Here is a 14,794-nt window from a genome sequence, read left to right as displayed (position 1 = left end):
AATGATTAAAAAAGAATATAATATAAAGAATCTTCATTGTGGGGGTTGTGCTGCTAAAATTCAATATGAATTTGAAAGTTTAAGCTTTGTAGAGACTTGCCAAGTGGATTTTTATAAGAAAAAAGTGATTTTAGAAATAAATGAAAATATAGAAGATAATGACTTATTGAATAAGTTAAATTTATTAGCTGATAGAATTGAACCCGGAACTTTGTTAGTTCCTTTAGAAAATAAAACAGAAGAAATTTCTGAAGAAGATGGCTCGAATAAAAAAATTATTCTGGCTCTATCAATCACAATTTTTATAATCTCATTTTTTATAAAAAACGAGACAGTAAAAAATTCTTTATTTATTTTAGCTTATATAATATCTGGTTATGATATTATCTGGAAATCTCTTTTAAATATAAAAAGAGGAAAATTTTTAGACGAGAATTTTTTAATGACAATTGCAACTATCGGAGCTTTCTCTCTTGGTGATTTTTCAGAAGCTGCTGGAGTAATGATATTTTATAAGATAGGAGAATTTTTCGAAGATTTAGCTGTAAATAATTCAAAGAAATCTATAGAAGCTCTAATGAATATAAAACCTGAATATGCAAATTTAAAAGATAAAAATGGAGTTACAACAAAAGTTTCTCCAAACGATGTTAAAATAAATGATATTATAATTGTAAAAGTTGGAGAAAGAATTCCACTGGATGGAATTGTTCTATCCGGAGATTCGTCAATTGACAATTCAACTTTAACAGGAGAATCACTACCAATTCTTGTATCAAAAGACAGTGAAATATTAAGTGGTAGTATCAATTTAACGGGTATTCTAGAAATAAAAGTTACTAAACTTTACTCTCAATCAACAATTACTAAAATAATTGAATTAGTAGAAAATGCTGGAAGTAGAAAAGCTCATACTGAAAAATTTATTACAAAATTTGCTAGATACTATACTCCTATTGTTGTATCTTTAGCAGTTTTTATAGCATTTATACTACCACTATTCTTAGGTGATTTTAAACTTTGGATAGGTAGATCTTTAATATTTTTAGTTATCTCTTGTCCATGTGCATTAGTTCTTTCGGTTCCATTAACTTTTTTTAGCAGTATTGGGAGAGCTTCAAAACTTGGAATACTTATTAAGGGAGGAAACTACTTAGAAAGACTTACTAATATTGATAAAGTTATCTTTGATAAGACGGGTACCCTTACAAAAGGAAAGTTTTCAATCACTAAAATCGAGCTATTTAATGGAACAAAGGAAAATCTTTTAGAAATGGCTAAAGCTGGAGAATTTTATTCCAACCATCCCATTGGAAAAGCCATTTTAAACTATGGTGATATAGAGATAGATGAATGGGATATTGAAGGACATAATGAGAAATCTGGATATGGTGTTATTACGAGATATAAAGGCAATGAAATTATTATTGGAAATTCAAAATTCATGAAAGAATGTAACATTAGTTTCCCAGAAGAAACTGGAATTGGTACAGTTGTATATGTTGCTACAAATGATGTCTTACTTGGTAAAATTTATGTAAATGATACAATCAAACAAAATTCTATAAAAACATTAAAAGAGCTTAATGATTTAAATATTGAAACTTATATGCTAACAGGGGATAATGATGCTACTGCACAAGCTATTGGAAAAGAATTAGGAATAAATAAAAATAACATCTATTCACAACTTTTACCTCAAGATAAAATTTCTATTTTAGAAAAATTAAAATTAGATTCTAAAAAAGGGGTTATCTTTGTTGGCGACGGTATTAATGATGCTCCTGCACTTGCCATATCAGATGTTGGAATATCTATGGGTAAAATTGGAAGTGATATTGCTGTTGAAAGTTCTGATATAGTTCTTATGAATGATGATCCTTATAAAATAATTGAGTCTTTAAAAATAGCAAAACTAAATAAAAATGTTGTTTGGCAAAATATAGTTCTTGCATTAGGAATAAAAATAATCGTTATGATTTTAGGAATATTAGGATTAGCAAACCTATGGATGGCTATATTTGCCGATGTCGGCGTATCTATAATTGCAGTAATTAATGCTTCGAAACTTCTTCGAAACAAAAGGTAATTTTAAAGGAGTGAATATTGTATAAAAAAATAATTTTAACTTTGATGATTTTTTTAGCAGGATGTAATCAATCTGAAAAAAAATCAAATGAAGAAACATTTAAAATTGATAGAAGTAGTTATTTTGCAAAAGGACAAAATAATAGAATTAGACATATTATTTTGCACTATACAGTTTTAAATGATGAAAAATCCATAAAGGTTTTAACTGAAAGAGATGTAAGTGCTCACTACTTAGTTACATCAAACGATGACCAACCTATTTTGTCTTTAGTGCCTGATGAAAAAAGAGCTTGGCATGCTGGAATAAGTTCTTTTGATAACAGAACAAATTTAAATGATACTTCTATCGGTATCGAAATTGTTAACTTAGGAATAAAAACTCAGGATAAATTTGGATATAAATTTCCTCAAGCTCAAAATTATTTTCCATATACCGATGTTCAAATTGAAAAAATTGGATTTCTACTAAAAGATTTATCAAATAAATATTCTATAAATCCAAAATATATTCTAGGGCATTCTGACATCGCACCAGGAAGGAAACCTGATCCCGGACCACTCTTCCCTTGGAAAAAACTTTATTCTGACTACGGAGTTGGTGCATGGTATGATGATCAAGATTATCAAGATTTTTTAGATGATGATTTCAGACTTAAATATAATACTATTCAAATAAAAAAACAATTTATAAAATATGGCTACCCTATGAATTTAACTGATAAATGGGATAATGAAAGCAAACAGATTATCCAAGCCTTTCAAAATCATTTTAGGCCTGAAAAAATCACAGGAGTCGTTGATGCACAGACTTTTGCTATAATTAAAGCGTTAAATTTCAAATATAAAGACTAATATATATATTGTATATGTTAATCAAATAACACTTATTCACAGGAAATGATAACAATATATTTTTTATATGTATTTCCTCTATTGATTTTATGGCGTAAATGTTGTAATTATATAATAGGGGGCGATGCATATGAATAATCTGGCTAAAATTTTGATGCTTATAACTTATACAACAATCTGGGGAGGTCTTTTGGTTTCAATAATGATTGCCTTAAAGATAAATAAAAATAAATAAGTAAAATAATTTAAAGATTCTAAAATTTATTTTTAGAGTCTTTTTTTTTATCTATTGTAAACATTGACTAGAATTGCTTACAATAGTATAATATAGTAGTAAACTGGCAAATTCAGGAGGTGAAATAATGGATGAGTTTTTAGAAGTAATTAAAAAGCCTCATATATTTATGGCAGAGCAAGGTAAACCAGTTTTTGTTGCCTTATCTGATTTTTTTTCAGAAGATGAATTTCAAGAGATAGCTGAAAATACCTCGTTGAAAGGGTATAAAGTAAAAATAGATCGAAATAGTGTAAAGAAAACTAAAGTTATGGTTAGGCATAGTAGTAAGGGGTCTGGATACGAAGTTGGATTGAGTCCTAATCTAGATTTAAAAGAAGGATATACTGTTTGGGTGGCATCGATTAAGGACTATACGTTAGATTAAGCTAACTTATAGTCTTTTTTTTTAGGAGGTTTTATGAGTACCAATTTATCAAAAGAAAATATTCCAAAACTTTTATTGAAGTACTGTCTTCCATCTGTACTTACAATGTGGATTTTTTCTCTTTATAGTATTGTAGATGGGTTTTTTATAGGAAAATACTTGGGATCGAAAGGTCTAGCGGCAGTAAATATCGTTATGCCCTATATTAATTTATCTTTTGCAATGGGAATAATGATTGCAATAGGTGGATCAACAATTATAGGAATTAAATTAGGAGAAAAAGATGAAGAGTCTGCCAATAAGGTTTTTAGTATCTCCGTTCAACTTTTTATTTTATTTGGAACAATAATTGGATTCATTGGAATATTTTTTACCGAAGATGTTGTTAGACTCTTAGGAGCCAATGATACCATTTTAAATGATTCTAAAACTTATTTATTTTATCTTTCCTTTTTTATAATTTCTTATCTTTTAGGATATGGACTTGAAATTTTTATAAGAGTTGATGGAGCTCCATCATTTTCTCTTATTTGTATTATAGTTGGTGCTTTAGTCAATATTATTCTAGATTATATTTTTATAGGAAAGTTATCCTTAGGAATTAAAGGAGCTGCTATAGCTACAGGAATAGGTCAACTAAGTACTGTTATTCCATTAATCTATTATTTGAAATTTAAAAGAAAAAAATTAAAGTTTAAATTAAGCAAAATTAATTTAAAACTCTGTAACTCGATTCTTTTTAATGGATCTTCAGAATTCTTAACAGAAATAGCTACTGGAATTGTTATAATGGCTTTCAATATCAATATAATGAAGCTTATAGGAGAAGAAGGTGTTTCATCCTTTGGTATTATAGGATATATCTCTACTCTTGTTACAATGACTATGATAGGATTCGCTCAAGGAATTCAACCAATTATCAGTTATAATTTTGGGGCTTTAAAATTCAAAAGAATTAAAACTGTTTTAAATTACTCTCTAGTTATTATCTTAATCTTAGGTGGAATTTTTTATTTACTTGTAAATTTATTTACTCATAATATAATTAAGATTTTCGTATCGAATAATATAAATCTATACAATTTAACACATGAAGCAATTAAACTATATAGCTTTACATATTTAATAATGGGATTAAATATCATAGTTAGTGCCTATTTCACAGCGATAGAAGAAGCTTTAATTTCATGTGGACTTAGTATTCTAAGAGGACTACTTTTTATTAATGTAGCGCTACTTGTCCTTCCAATATTTTTTAATACAAAGGGGATTTGGCTTTCTGCACCAATAAATGAATTGTTTACTTTATTATTTTCTATCACACTTCTTTTTACAGTCGGATACAAAAAAATAATTCCAAATAATATAAAAAATGAAGACAAAGAGTATAACATACTCTAATTTATTGCTTTTTTCTTCTTTATAAAGATTTGAAACTCCTATTTTAGGAATTGGGATTGGATCAATAGGAATTCCATAACTACTTGCTATGGCTTTTATATTTAGCATGGAAATTACAGGAATTCCTACCTTTTCAAACTCTAATTTCAACCCTTCTGAAAGTAAATTTCCTCCAATATTAACAAATAATTTTATCTCTCTATCTTGGGTATAGTAATTAAATCTCTCACTTAAATTGTCACTTAATTTTGAGTTATAAAACTTCTTCAATCCGTATTCGTCTATCCTCCTTAAAATTTCAGCTTTTGTAACCTCTTCAAAATTATTTCCTATATCTCCATCTCCACCCAATGAATATCCTACACTTTTATTTTTTATATAATTTTTATCAGCTAATCTTTTCTCCATATCTAAATATGTAAAACTAGGATTATTAGCTCCATATGTTGAAGCCCCGACTGAGCTTATTATTATTCCTTCTAAATCCAAGGTATCCAATGCTGAAATTAAAGAAAGATTTAAAGCTGGAAAAGAACCAGACATATTCACTGCAATCTTATCTCCTTTTGTAATTCCATTTTCTAAAAATAATTTTATGAATAATGCTGCAAAATCTGGATTCGATGAAGTTCTTTTACTTTCTAAATTCCCTAAAGTTGTTGTTATTTCAGTATATTCTTCTCCTAATAATCCTGTTTTATTTATATCTATTGAAGAATCTATAGATATTCCATTTTCAATTTTATATTTTAATATCTCTTTACTTAAATTATTCATTTTCTCTGCGGATTTTATCATAATTTCAATATTTTTTATATCTTCTTTTTCTGATAAAACAATACCAAAATAAAGTATTATAAATAAGGAGGCAACTAGATACAATCTGTTATTTTTCATTTAAAAAAATCCTCCTCTATAATAAAAATTACTTATTACTTTTATAGTAATAGTTAAAATACTTAATGCCGAAATTGTTTTAAAACATCCATTTTTATCTATATCTTGAGCTAAAATTCCTGGAACTAAAATTCCAATAATTAAACTTTTATCTAAAAAATCTATCGACATATATCCTAAAATATACTTTAAAATAAAAGTTACGATTATAAAAACTACAAATTTTCTACGCCCATATAAAATAGTGTATTGAGATAGCCCTCTAACTACAAAATATGTTAAAATAGATAGCATTATTGTAAATAGTACTCTTTTAGGATTATCTAAAAAAAGTGCTAAATATCCCGGAACTATCACTCCACCAGGTGACAAATCAGTTACTTCATAAAAAATAATACTTAAAATAATTCCTAAAATTACTATTTCCTCACCCATTAATCTCCCCTTGTCCCTCTATATAATCAACTATTTTTTTTCCTTTTCCACATATATTTCCAACAGCAAATATCATAGAATCTTCTTCTATATTTTCAAAAAATTCAAAGTTTTTAATTTGAACAACTTTATTTTTTAAAACTCCAGCACTTAATATTTTTGTTTTAAAAATTTCCTGATTTTCTCCGGAAATTAAAATTTTTTCAAAATTATTTTCTAATTTTATTATAAAATCAATATACTGTTCAAATCTGCTTACTCTATCACGCCTGTTATTTATCATCAAATATCTTTTTCTATCCCAGTAATTATCTCTTTTTTTAATTTTGTTTAGAATTAATTCACTAGAATTTGGATCATTTGCAGCTAGGGCATTTACAAAACTAACATGTGCTCCTCTAAAATTTGTATAGTTTGTTGTTTTTAAAACTCCAGGATCTCTTTTGTAGTTTCTCATTCCTTCTAAAGCAATCTTTGAATCAATATTAAAATATTTACATACATTTAGAGCTAATGCTACATTTTCTGAAAAATCTATTGATTCATACTCCTCTTTTTCCTCCAATAAATCTAGAGTTTTTGTTCTTTTAGAAGTCGCAATATGTTTAAAATAATCTATATAATTTTTATCACTTGTAAAAAAAATTCCGTTTTCTGGTATAGTACTAGATAAAGATTCAGCTATTTGATCAAGCGTTGAACCCATTTCATCTAAATGATCTTCTCTTACATTAGTAATAATGCCAATATCAGAGTTTACTATTTGTTTTTCACATATTTTTTGAAAATCTGGTTTTACAGCCATACATTCTAAAATCAGTACTTCCGCAAGCTGAGAAGTAGCTTTCTTAAATATACTTATCTGTTCTCTTATATTCGCTTTTCCTCTTCTTTTTATTAATACTTCTTTACCATCAACGCCAATATATCTAGGTGAGGTTCCTGTTATTTTTGTAAAAACTTTATACCCACCCGCTCTCATTCCACTATCTATAAGCCTTGAAACTGTTGATTTTCCCCTTATACCATTAACGTGGATTACATACTTAATTTGATTTCTTCTTCTCTTCAATTTATATTTTTCAATAAAAAGATACAAGATATATCCCAGTCCCAACAATAAAATTATTTCTTTCATTCCAACTCCATTCTAAAATACTCTAAAGTTCTTTTTACAATATCTCTTTGTTTTTCTACTCTATTATATAAGTCCTCTTCTTTCGAAGTTTCAATAGTTAATACTGGAATTTTCAATCTTGAACTAACTTCATAATTCAAGCTTCCTTTTGCTCCACCTAATATTGTTATTAATTCAAATTCCAAAACTAAATCCATAAATTTCTCTAGGGTAGACTCTGCAAGAATAACTGTATTTCCAATATATAAATTAGGATCTTTATTTTCATCATATTTATATGGAGATTCATGTAAATCAATAATCAAATTAGGCTGAATCTCATCTATAATATCATAAATTTCTCTAGCAATTCTTTGAGTTAAATTTTTATCACTTCCTGGAAAACTTCTATTTAGATCATCCATATAATATGGAGTTCTTTTTTTTAGATCTACTGCTCTAAAATTAGCCTCTGGTATCAAATATAAAGTTCCATTTTTTAAAGATGAAAAGAGTAGCTCTTTTACAAGAACTACCCCCGCTATTTCATCCCCATGTACTCCTGAAATCACTAAAATTTTAGGAGTTCCATTTCCAATGCTATATAATTTAACTTCTGAATTTTCAGCTGATATCCCTATATAAAAACAAAGTAAGAATAAAATAAACACTGTTTCTAACATAGTTAATTAGCCTTATTAAGATATTCTCCTAATCCCTTCTCTACTAAATCACTGTAAGTTGGTATATAATCTATCTCAATTACTTTATCAGGTTCTAGTTCTCCCATAACATTTTTCAATTCAGTCAAGGCTGCTATATTTCTTGCAACCCTTTGCTCTAAAGGATGTCCATCCTCAGTGAAAGGAACAAATAATCTTCCTAATTTTTGAGCCTTTACGTATGTCTTATCCTTTCCAGTTAAAATAAGAGCTTCATTTGTTTTTCCTCTTAATCTTCCTTGAGCTGGATTAGCAGTTTCCATAAGTACCGCATATGTATCTGTATAATCTCCTAATTCTCTATGTGTAAGTCCTCTCAAAGTCTTTGGAGATGGCTCAAGACCAATTGCTATATCTTCAAATTCTAAGTTCATTGTTACTTGTGATGTTATTGGCATAGCTCTATCATGAGATACTATTGCGTTAATAACTGGGTACTCTGGTGAAGCTTCGTGTAAATCTACTGTCATATTTATTTTATTTTTCTTTATCATTTCTGTTATCGCATATGCAACTTTTTCAGTATATGTCCCGTCTGGTCTTCCAGGATAAGCTCTGTTTAAATTTCTAGTTTCGTTTCCAGATAACTGCTGACCTGAAGATGCATGAATATAAACATCAGGATCTGGCCACTGATCTAGAGGATTTGTTGCACGAGATCCATATCTAAACCATCTTTCTCCATCTTTAGTTTTTATATGGAATCTTTGTGGAGAACCTTCTTGAGGATCATTATGTGTAAATCCACTCTGATTAGTTCTAGGTATAACATAAAGAGTTCCTTTATTTACTTTTGCATTCTCTATAAGTACAACAGCACTCATAAATCCTGATGGCTCATTTGGATGAGTTCCACCAAGTACTAGCATAGATCCACCCGGCTCTTGTCCTTTTAATATATAAATATCTGTATCTCCATTAGTCCCTTTCAAATCTGGAAAATACTGACTTAACTTTTGAACTTCAGTTACTCCAACACCTTTTATAATTGGTTCTGGTTCTCTCATTTTTAAAAATTCTCTTCCTGCGAAAAATGCAGTAGCTAAAGCTAATCCTATCAATATTATTGCTGTTGTTTTATTTCCTTTCATCTCATTTCTCCCCTCCTATTTTATCATGAACAATCTTAATATTAGAGGAATTAAAACTAAAGCTGCATTTAGTTGGCTAAAAAATTCTTTCTCCTCAAGTAAATTTAATATAACTAAAACAAAAATATAGAGAGTTATTCCTAGATATATATAAGTCATTTTATACCACCTCAATTAAAATATTATTGATGCTAAATTTTTAGAAAAAATTATAAAGAGAATAGAATAAACTATTATAACTAATCCTGGAACAACTGATTTTTTTAGAACTAAGGTGTAATCTTTAAGTCCTACAACCTGAGCAGCAAAAATTCCTGCTAAAGCTGTTGGAGGCATTAAATCTCCAAGTCCAGCTATAAAAGATATTGCTGAAGCTGTTACAATTTGATTTTGAGCTAAGAAAACCATTAAGAAAGGAACTCCTAATACAGAAGCAGCTCCAAAAGATGATACAGCTCCAAATAGTGGTATTGTTATTGCCATTGCTAAGTATATAAGAGCTGGAGGTAAATCTAAACTACTCACAACGATAAATCCTCTAACTCCTGTCATTGTCATTACTTGTATAAACATTCCAACTCCCATTAAAATTCCTAATACTGGAAGAGTTTGTTTTATAGCATCTTTTGAAACTGATAAGAAATTAACTTTCTTTCCACAGAAAAGTCCAGATAATGCACTAATTATGAATATTAGAGGCATTCCTAAATTAAAAGTTTCTGGCATAACTTTTCCTAAAATCATAAGAACCACAGCTAAAATTACTGGAATATAAAGTTTTGTTCCATATGTTTCAAATGATGATGTATCTATCTTTGTCTTAACTAAATCGTAATCTATTGATTTTACATGTTTTAATCCTAAGTATAAAACTGTAAATATCGCCACCGGGATTGTTAAAAGTAAAAGTGGAATTGTAAACCCTACATATGGCATATCAATTCCTCCACCTATTATCATAGCTGGAATATTTACTGGTGGAGCTATCATTCCAAAAATTCCTCCAAGAGCAATTATAGTAGCTGTCTCAACAATCGGAATTCCAATTATCATTAAAATAGGTGCTACTATACTTCCAGCGGTAAGAACCGAGGCTGTTGATGATCCTGTAACCATTCCTGGAAACATTGCCACAAACATAAGAAAAATTAACATTAACCAAGGTATTTTATGAAATCTTTTTAAAATTGAAGCACTCAAAGCATTCAAAGTTCCAATATCTTGAATTGTTTTCATAAAAATCATTGCAGTTGCAATAACTAAAATCGTATCTAAATATCCAAACATTCCTTCTACTAAATGTCTTAAAGGAATTCCCTCTCCTGCAATTAATGTAGCTGTTATTGCTGATAAAGCCATCGCTATACTTACTGGTAACTTAAATTTAAAGCAGGCTAAGACGAATACAAGTATCATAGCTAAAAATATTATAAGTTCTATTGACAATTTAGTTCCCCCCTAAAATTAAAATCCAACTGCCTGTCCATCTCTTCTAGGATCTGCTCCACCATGAAGAGTTTTTGTTTTATAGTCCATCATAACTGCATGAACTCCACCAAAATAAGGATCATAATCAGATTTTACTTCAACTTCATGACCTATATTTTTTAAACCGTTATAAGAATTTAACGAAACTTTTCCTTCTGATTTTAATGTTCCTGCTTGGAACTGTGTAATTCTAGGTGCATTTATAGCCTCTTGAATTGTCATTCCATGATCAATTACATTACTAATTGTCATTGCAACTGCTGGAATTATTCTTGTTGCTCCTGGTGATCCAACAGTCATAAATGGTCTTCCTTGTGGATCTAAAACTAAAGTTGGACTCATGCTACTAAGTGGTCTTTTTCCAGGTTCAACAGAATTTTTACTTCCTGGTGCTGGAACGAAATCATCCATTTCATTGTTTAAAATAATTCCAAGTCCTGGAACTGTAACCCCAGAACCAAAGAAGTAATTTATAGTTTGAGTTACTGCAACCATATTCCCCTCTTTATCCATAACAGAGAAATGAGTTGTACTTCCACTTTCATATTTACTAGGGTCTCCAGCTTTTAAATCCATTCCTGGTTTAGATAAATCTATTTTAGACACTAATTCCTTAGCATATTCTTTAGATGTAAGACCTTTTAATGGAACATCAACAAACGCTGTATCTCCCATATATTCAGCTCTATCTGCAAACATTTGTCTCATACTTTCTGCCCATACGTGCCATGCTTCTGGTGTATTGTCTCCCATTGATTTTAAGTCATAATTCTCAACCATATTTAATAATTGAACTATATGTGTTCCACCTGAACTTGCTGGAGGACATGAGATAATTGTATAATCTCTATATGTTCCTGAAAGTGGTTCTCTTTCTATTACTTTATAATTTTTTAAATCTTCCTCAGTTATTATTCCACCTTGCTTTTGTACTTCCTCAGCTATTCTTTTTGCAATATCTCCAGTATAAAAAGCATCTTTTCCATTCTTTGAAATCTTCTTTAATGTTTCTGCTAAATCCTTTTGAACTATCGTATCTCCAACTTCATATGGTAATCCATCTTTTAAATAAATTTGTGAAGCAGCATCAAACTTCACAAGTTTATCGTAGTTATCAGTTATAATTGAAGCTAAATTTGGAGTAACTGGAATACCTTTTTCAGCATACTCTATTGCAGGTTTCATTACATCTTGTCTTTTCATTGTTCCATATTTTTCAAGAGTTGTTAAAAGTCCAGCTACATTTCCAGGTACTCCAACTGCCTTTCCTCCAACTGTAATCTCGTTATTTACAACTTTTCCATTTTCATCTAATGTATACATATTTGGAGTTGCGGCTCCAGGAGCTGTTTCTCTATAATCTATAATTACAGTTTTTCCAGTCTTTGCCATTCTTACAACAATGAATCCTCCCCCACCTATTCCTGAAGCATTAGGTTCTAATACTCCTATAGCAAAAGCTGTTGCAATAGCTGCATCAACTGCGTTTCCACCTTTTTTTAAGATATCGATTCCAACTTGAGATGCTTCGGGTTTAGCCGCCGCTACAACTCCGTTTGCTCCACTAGCTTCTCTTGAATATAAATTTAAAGGATGTGCAGCCTCTAATATTTTTGAAGTAGCTGTAAAAAAAGAAAATGTTATAGTTCCTAATGTTAAAATCTTATTCAGTTTCATTAATATAATCCCCCTATTTTTTAAATTAAAGGGACAATCAAATTGATTGTCCCTTTAGTTATTATTCAAATGCTTTTTTTAATGGATCTACAGCATTAGTAATTTTTGGAACTAAATCTATCGGGATATTTTTTTCAGTAGCTATTTTTGTAAATGCCCCGTCTTTATTTCCGTCTTCTACAACTATTAAGTAATCAACATACGGTGCAGCAGCATCATTGAATCTATCAGAAAGCTCTCCTCTTCTTGCTTGCCCTCCAACATGTAATCCTATTATTTTCATATTTTTTTCTCTTGCTGCTTTTATTAATTTTTCAGTACGATCAATCTCATCTTCGGCTTTTATTCCTGCTGCTCCTAAACCTTTAGAACTTCCACCAATTGCTAATATTAAAGTTTTTTCATCTTTTAAATCTTCGGATTTAAGATTTGTATTAAATCCAGATTCTATTCCACCCTTTTTTAGTAAAGCTTTTACCATCTGAACGTCAGCACTCTGACCAACTGATGTCAACATCACTGGTTTTTCAAAATTTGCTGCTAACGCTACCATCGCTGTAATCATAAATAATAATACATTTAATATTTTTTTCATTTTTCCTCCCTAGTAATTAAAGACCTAATGCTTTTCCATCTCTTCTTGGATCTGCTCCACCTCTAAGAGTTCCATCTTCAGACATAGTAACAGCCTGAACACACGGATACTCTAACCATGGACCCTCATCAACCATATTATGTCCCATATCTTTCAATTCTTTTATAACCTCAGGACTTATTCTTGTTTCATAAACTAGCTTATCATAATCTTCGTGTATTCTCGGTGCATCGATAGCTTCCTGAACATCCATCTTATGATCTATAACTTTACTAATTACTTGAGCTACTCCCGTAATTATCCTTGTTGAACCTGGTGCTCCAACACTCATTACAGGTTTCCCATCTTTTAAAATAATAGTTGGTGACATAGAGCTCAATGGCTTTTTATTAGGCTCTACTGAGTTTGCCTTTCCAAATCCAGTATCAAAATCATCCATCTCGTTATTTAAAATAATTCCCGTATTTTTAGCTGTTACACCTGAACCAAATACTTCATTTACAGTTTTAGTAACAGAAACAATATTTCCATCTTTATCAACTATTGAATAATGTGTAGTATCTTTTGATTCATTAAAATCCCAAGGATTTCCAGCTATGTACTGCTTAGATTTATTTAAATCTATTTGTTTAGAAAGTTCTTTTGCATACTCTTTAGATAGTACTCCATTCATTGGAACATCTATAAAATCTGTATCCCCCATATATTTCGCTCTATCTGCAAAAGCCATCTTTATAGCTTCAGAGAATAGGTGATAATATTTTGTTGAGTTTGGATCTATAGATGACATATCATAATTTTCAAGAATATTTAAAATTTGTATTATATGAGCTCCTCCAGAACTAGGAGGTCCAGCTGAGATAATTTCATATCCTCTATAATTTCCTACTCCTGGATCTCTTACTGAAATCTTATAGTTTTTCATATCTTCTAGAGTTAAAACTCCACCAGCCGCTTGAGCTGACTCAACTATTGCTTGTGCAATTTCTCCCTCATAGAAAGCTTTTTCTCCATTTTCTGAAATTTTTCTTAATGTCTTCGCTAAATCAGGATTCTTTAAAACATCTCCTACATCATATGGAAGTCCATCATTTAAATATATTTTAGCTGTTTCTGGGAACATATCAATTCTTTCAAATTGGTTTTTCATATCTTTATTAAGAACCGAAGAAACTTTATATCCATTTTCAGCTAAATCTATGGATGGCTTTAAAACTTCTTTTCTATCCATAGTTCCATAAGTATCCAAAGCATATAGTAGTCCTTTTACTTCTCCAGGAACTCCAATAGCTTTTCCACCTACTTCTTTTTCATTATTTTTTACGTTTCCTTTTTCATCTACTTCCCACATTGCTGGAGTAGCTCCCTTAGGTGCAACTTCCCTGAAGTCAATAAACTTTACTTCCCCTGTTTTAGCAAAACGAATTACCATGAATCCTCCGCCACCTATTCCTGAAGATTGTGGCTCACAAATTCCTAGTGCAAATCCAACTGCAACTGCCGCATCAACTGCATTTCCACCTTTTTCAATAATTTCTAATCCAATTTTACTAGCCTCAAATTTTCCAGTTGATACAACTCCATTCTTTCCTGTTGCATCTCTTCCGGTTCTAATTATATTTCCAGCTTCGTCATAAGGTTTAAATTCTTCTATTACTACTTTGTCCGTATTAATATTAGAATTAGTCTTGGCAAATACTTGACTGTTGGAACTTAGAATTGTTAATACAATAGAACCTAACAAAAAAAGTTTTTTCATTTCAATT

Annotated in this window: 15 protein-coding genes; 5 read left to right on the top strand and 10 right to left on the bottom strand. The window is 30.0% G+C overall.

The window, feature by feature from the left end:
- The first annotated feature begins 1 nt into the window (after position 1).
- From H3N56_RS00835 to H3N56_RS00815, 5 genes are all read left to right on the top strand, one after another.
- Positions 2-2,089 (top strand): heavy metal translocating P-type ATPase, encoded by a 2,088-nt coding sequence (locus tag H3N56_RS00835; protein WP_185879449.1) that lies wholly within the window; start codon positions 2-4, stop codon positions 2,087-2,089.
- Between the two features lie 17 nt (positions 2,090-2,106).
- The gene (locus H3N56_RS00830; protein WP_255492121.1) at positions 2,107-2,943 is read left to right on the top strand and encodes an N-acetylmuramoyl-L-alanine amidase; all 837 of its coding nucleotides are present in this window, start codon (positions 2,107-2,109) and stop codon (positions 2,941-2,943) included.
- A 130-nt stretch (positions 2,944-3,073) separates the two neighbouring features.
- Positions 3,074-3,178 (top strand): MetS family NSS transporter small subunit, encoded by a 105-nt coding sequence (locus H3N56_RS00825; protein ID WP_185879448.1) that lies wholly within the window; start codon positions 3,074-3,076, stop codon positions 3,176-3,178.
- Positions 3,179-3,305: 127 nt separating this feature from the next.
- Entirely contained in the window at positions 3,306-3,605 is a 300-nt protein-coding gene (locus tag H3N56_RS00820) for a hypothetical protein (RefSeq protein ID WP_185879447.1), read from the top strand.
- 33 nt (positions 3,606-3,638) lie between these two features.
- The gene (locus H3N56_RS00815) at positions 3,639-5,006 is read left to right on the top strand and encodes an MATE family efflux transporter (RefSeq protein WP_185879446.1); all 1,368 of its coding nucleotides are present in this window, start codon (positions 3,639-3,641) and stop codon (positions 5,004-5,006) included.
- Here the strand turns inward: H3N56_RS00815 and pgsW are convergent.
- The 10 genes from pgsW to ggt (H3N56_RS00765) all read right to left on the bottom strand — a co-directional run bounded on the left by pgsW (position 4,914) and on the right by ggt (H3N56_RS00765) (position 14,787).
- Positions 4,914-5,903: a poly-gamma-glutamate system protein gene (gene pgsW / locus H3N56_RS00810; RefSeq protein ID WP_185879445.1), complete on the bottom strand. Its 990-nt coding sequence runs from the start codon at positions 5,901-5,903 to the stop codon at positions 4,914-4,916. The two genes, H3N56_RS00815 and pgsW, sit on opposite strands and share 93 nt — an antisense overlap.
- Positions 5,904-6,338 carry a poly-gamma-glutamate biosynthesis protein PgsC gene (gene pgsC / locus H3N56_RS00805; protein ID WP_185879444.1) on the bottom strand — a complete coding sequence of 145 codons (435 nt, stop codon included), beginning with the start codon at positions 6,336-6,338 and terminating at the stop codon, positions 5,904-5,906.
- A complete protein-coding gene (gene pgsB / locus H3N56_RS00800; RefSeq protein ID WP_185879443.1) occupies positions 6,331-7,476 on the bottom strand; it encodes a poly-gamma-glutamate synthase PgsB in 1,146 nt (381 codons plus the stop codon). Before pgsB ends, pgsC begins: the two co-directional genes overlap by 8 nt.
- On the bottom strand, positions 7,473-8,138 hold the full coding sequence (locus H3N56_RS00795) for a succinylglutamate desuccinylase/aspartoacylase family protein (RefSeq protein ID WP_185879442.1): 666 nt from the start codon (positions 8,136-8,138) through the stop codon (positions 7,473-7,475). The genes pgsB and H3N56_RS00795 overlap by 4 nt, the downstream gene beginning before the upstream one ends.
- A 2-nt stretch (positions 8,139-8,140) precedes the next feature.
- Positions 8,141-9,268, bottom strand: a complete 1,128-nt coding sequence (locus tag H3N56_RS00790; RefSeq protein WP_185879441.1) for a succinylglutamate desuccinylase/aspartoacylase family protein — start codon at positions 9,266-9,268, stop codon at positions 8,141-8,143.
- Between the two features lie 15 nt (positions 9,269-9,283).
- Entirely contained in the window at positions 9,284-9,427 is a 144-nt protein-coding gene (locus H3N56_RS00785) for a hypothetical protein (RefSeq protein WP_185879440.1), read from the bottom strand.
- Between the two features lie 15 nt (positions 9,428-9,442).
- On the bottom strand, positions 9,443-10,714 hold the full coding sequence (locus tag H3N56_RS00780; protein ID WP_185879439.1) for a TRAP transporter large permease subunit: 1,272 nt from the start codon (positions 10,712-10,714) through the stop codon (positions 9,443-9,445).
- 18 nt (positions 10,715-10,732) lie between these two features.
- A complete protein-coding gene (gene ggt, locus H3N56_RS00775; protein WP_185879438.1) occupies positions 10,733-12,433 on the bottom strand; it encodes a gamma-glutamyltransferase in 1,701 nt (566 codons plus the stop codon).
- A gap of 61 nt (positions 12,434-12,494) precedes the next feature.
- Entirely contained in the window at positions 12,495-13,028 is a 534-nt protein-coding gene (locus H3N56_RS00770) for a DUF6305 family protein (protein WP_185879437.1), read from the bottom strand.
- A gap of 16 nt (positions 13,029-13,044) precedes the next feature.
- Entirely contained in the window at positions 13,045-14,787 is a 1,743-nt protein-coding gene (gene ggt, locus H3N56_RS00765; RefSeq protein ID WP_185879436.1) for a gamma-glutamyltransferase, read from the bottom strand.
- Positions 14,788-14,794 lie beyond the last annotated feature (7 nt).

The organism is Cetobacterium sp. 2A (assembly GCF_014250685.1).
Lineage (GTDB): Bacteria > Fusobacteriota > Fusobacteriia > Fusobacteriales > Fusobacteriaceae > Cetobacterium.
The sequence above is the reverse complement of the archived record's forward strand: the minus strand, read 5'-3'. Positions and strand labels throughout refer to the sequence as shown.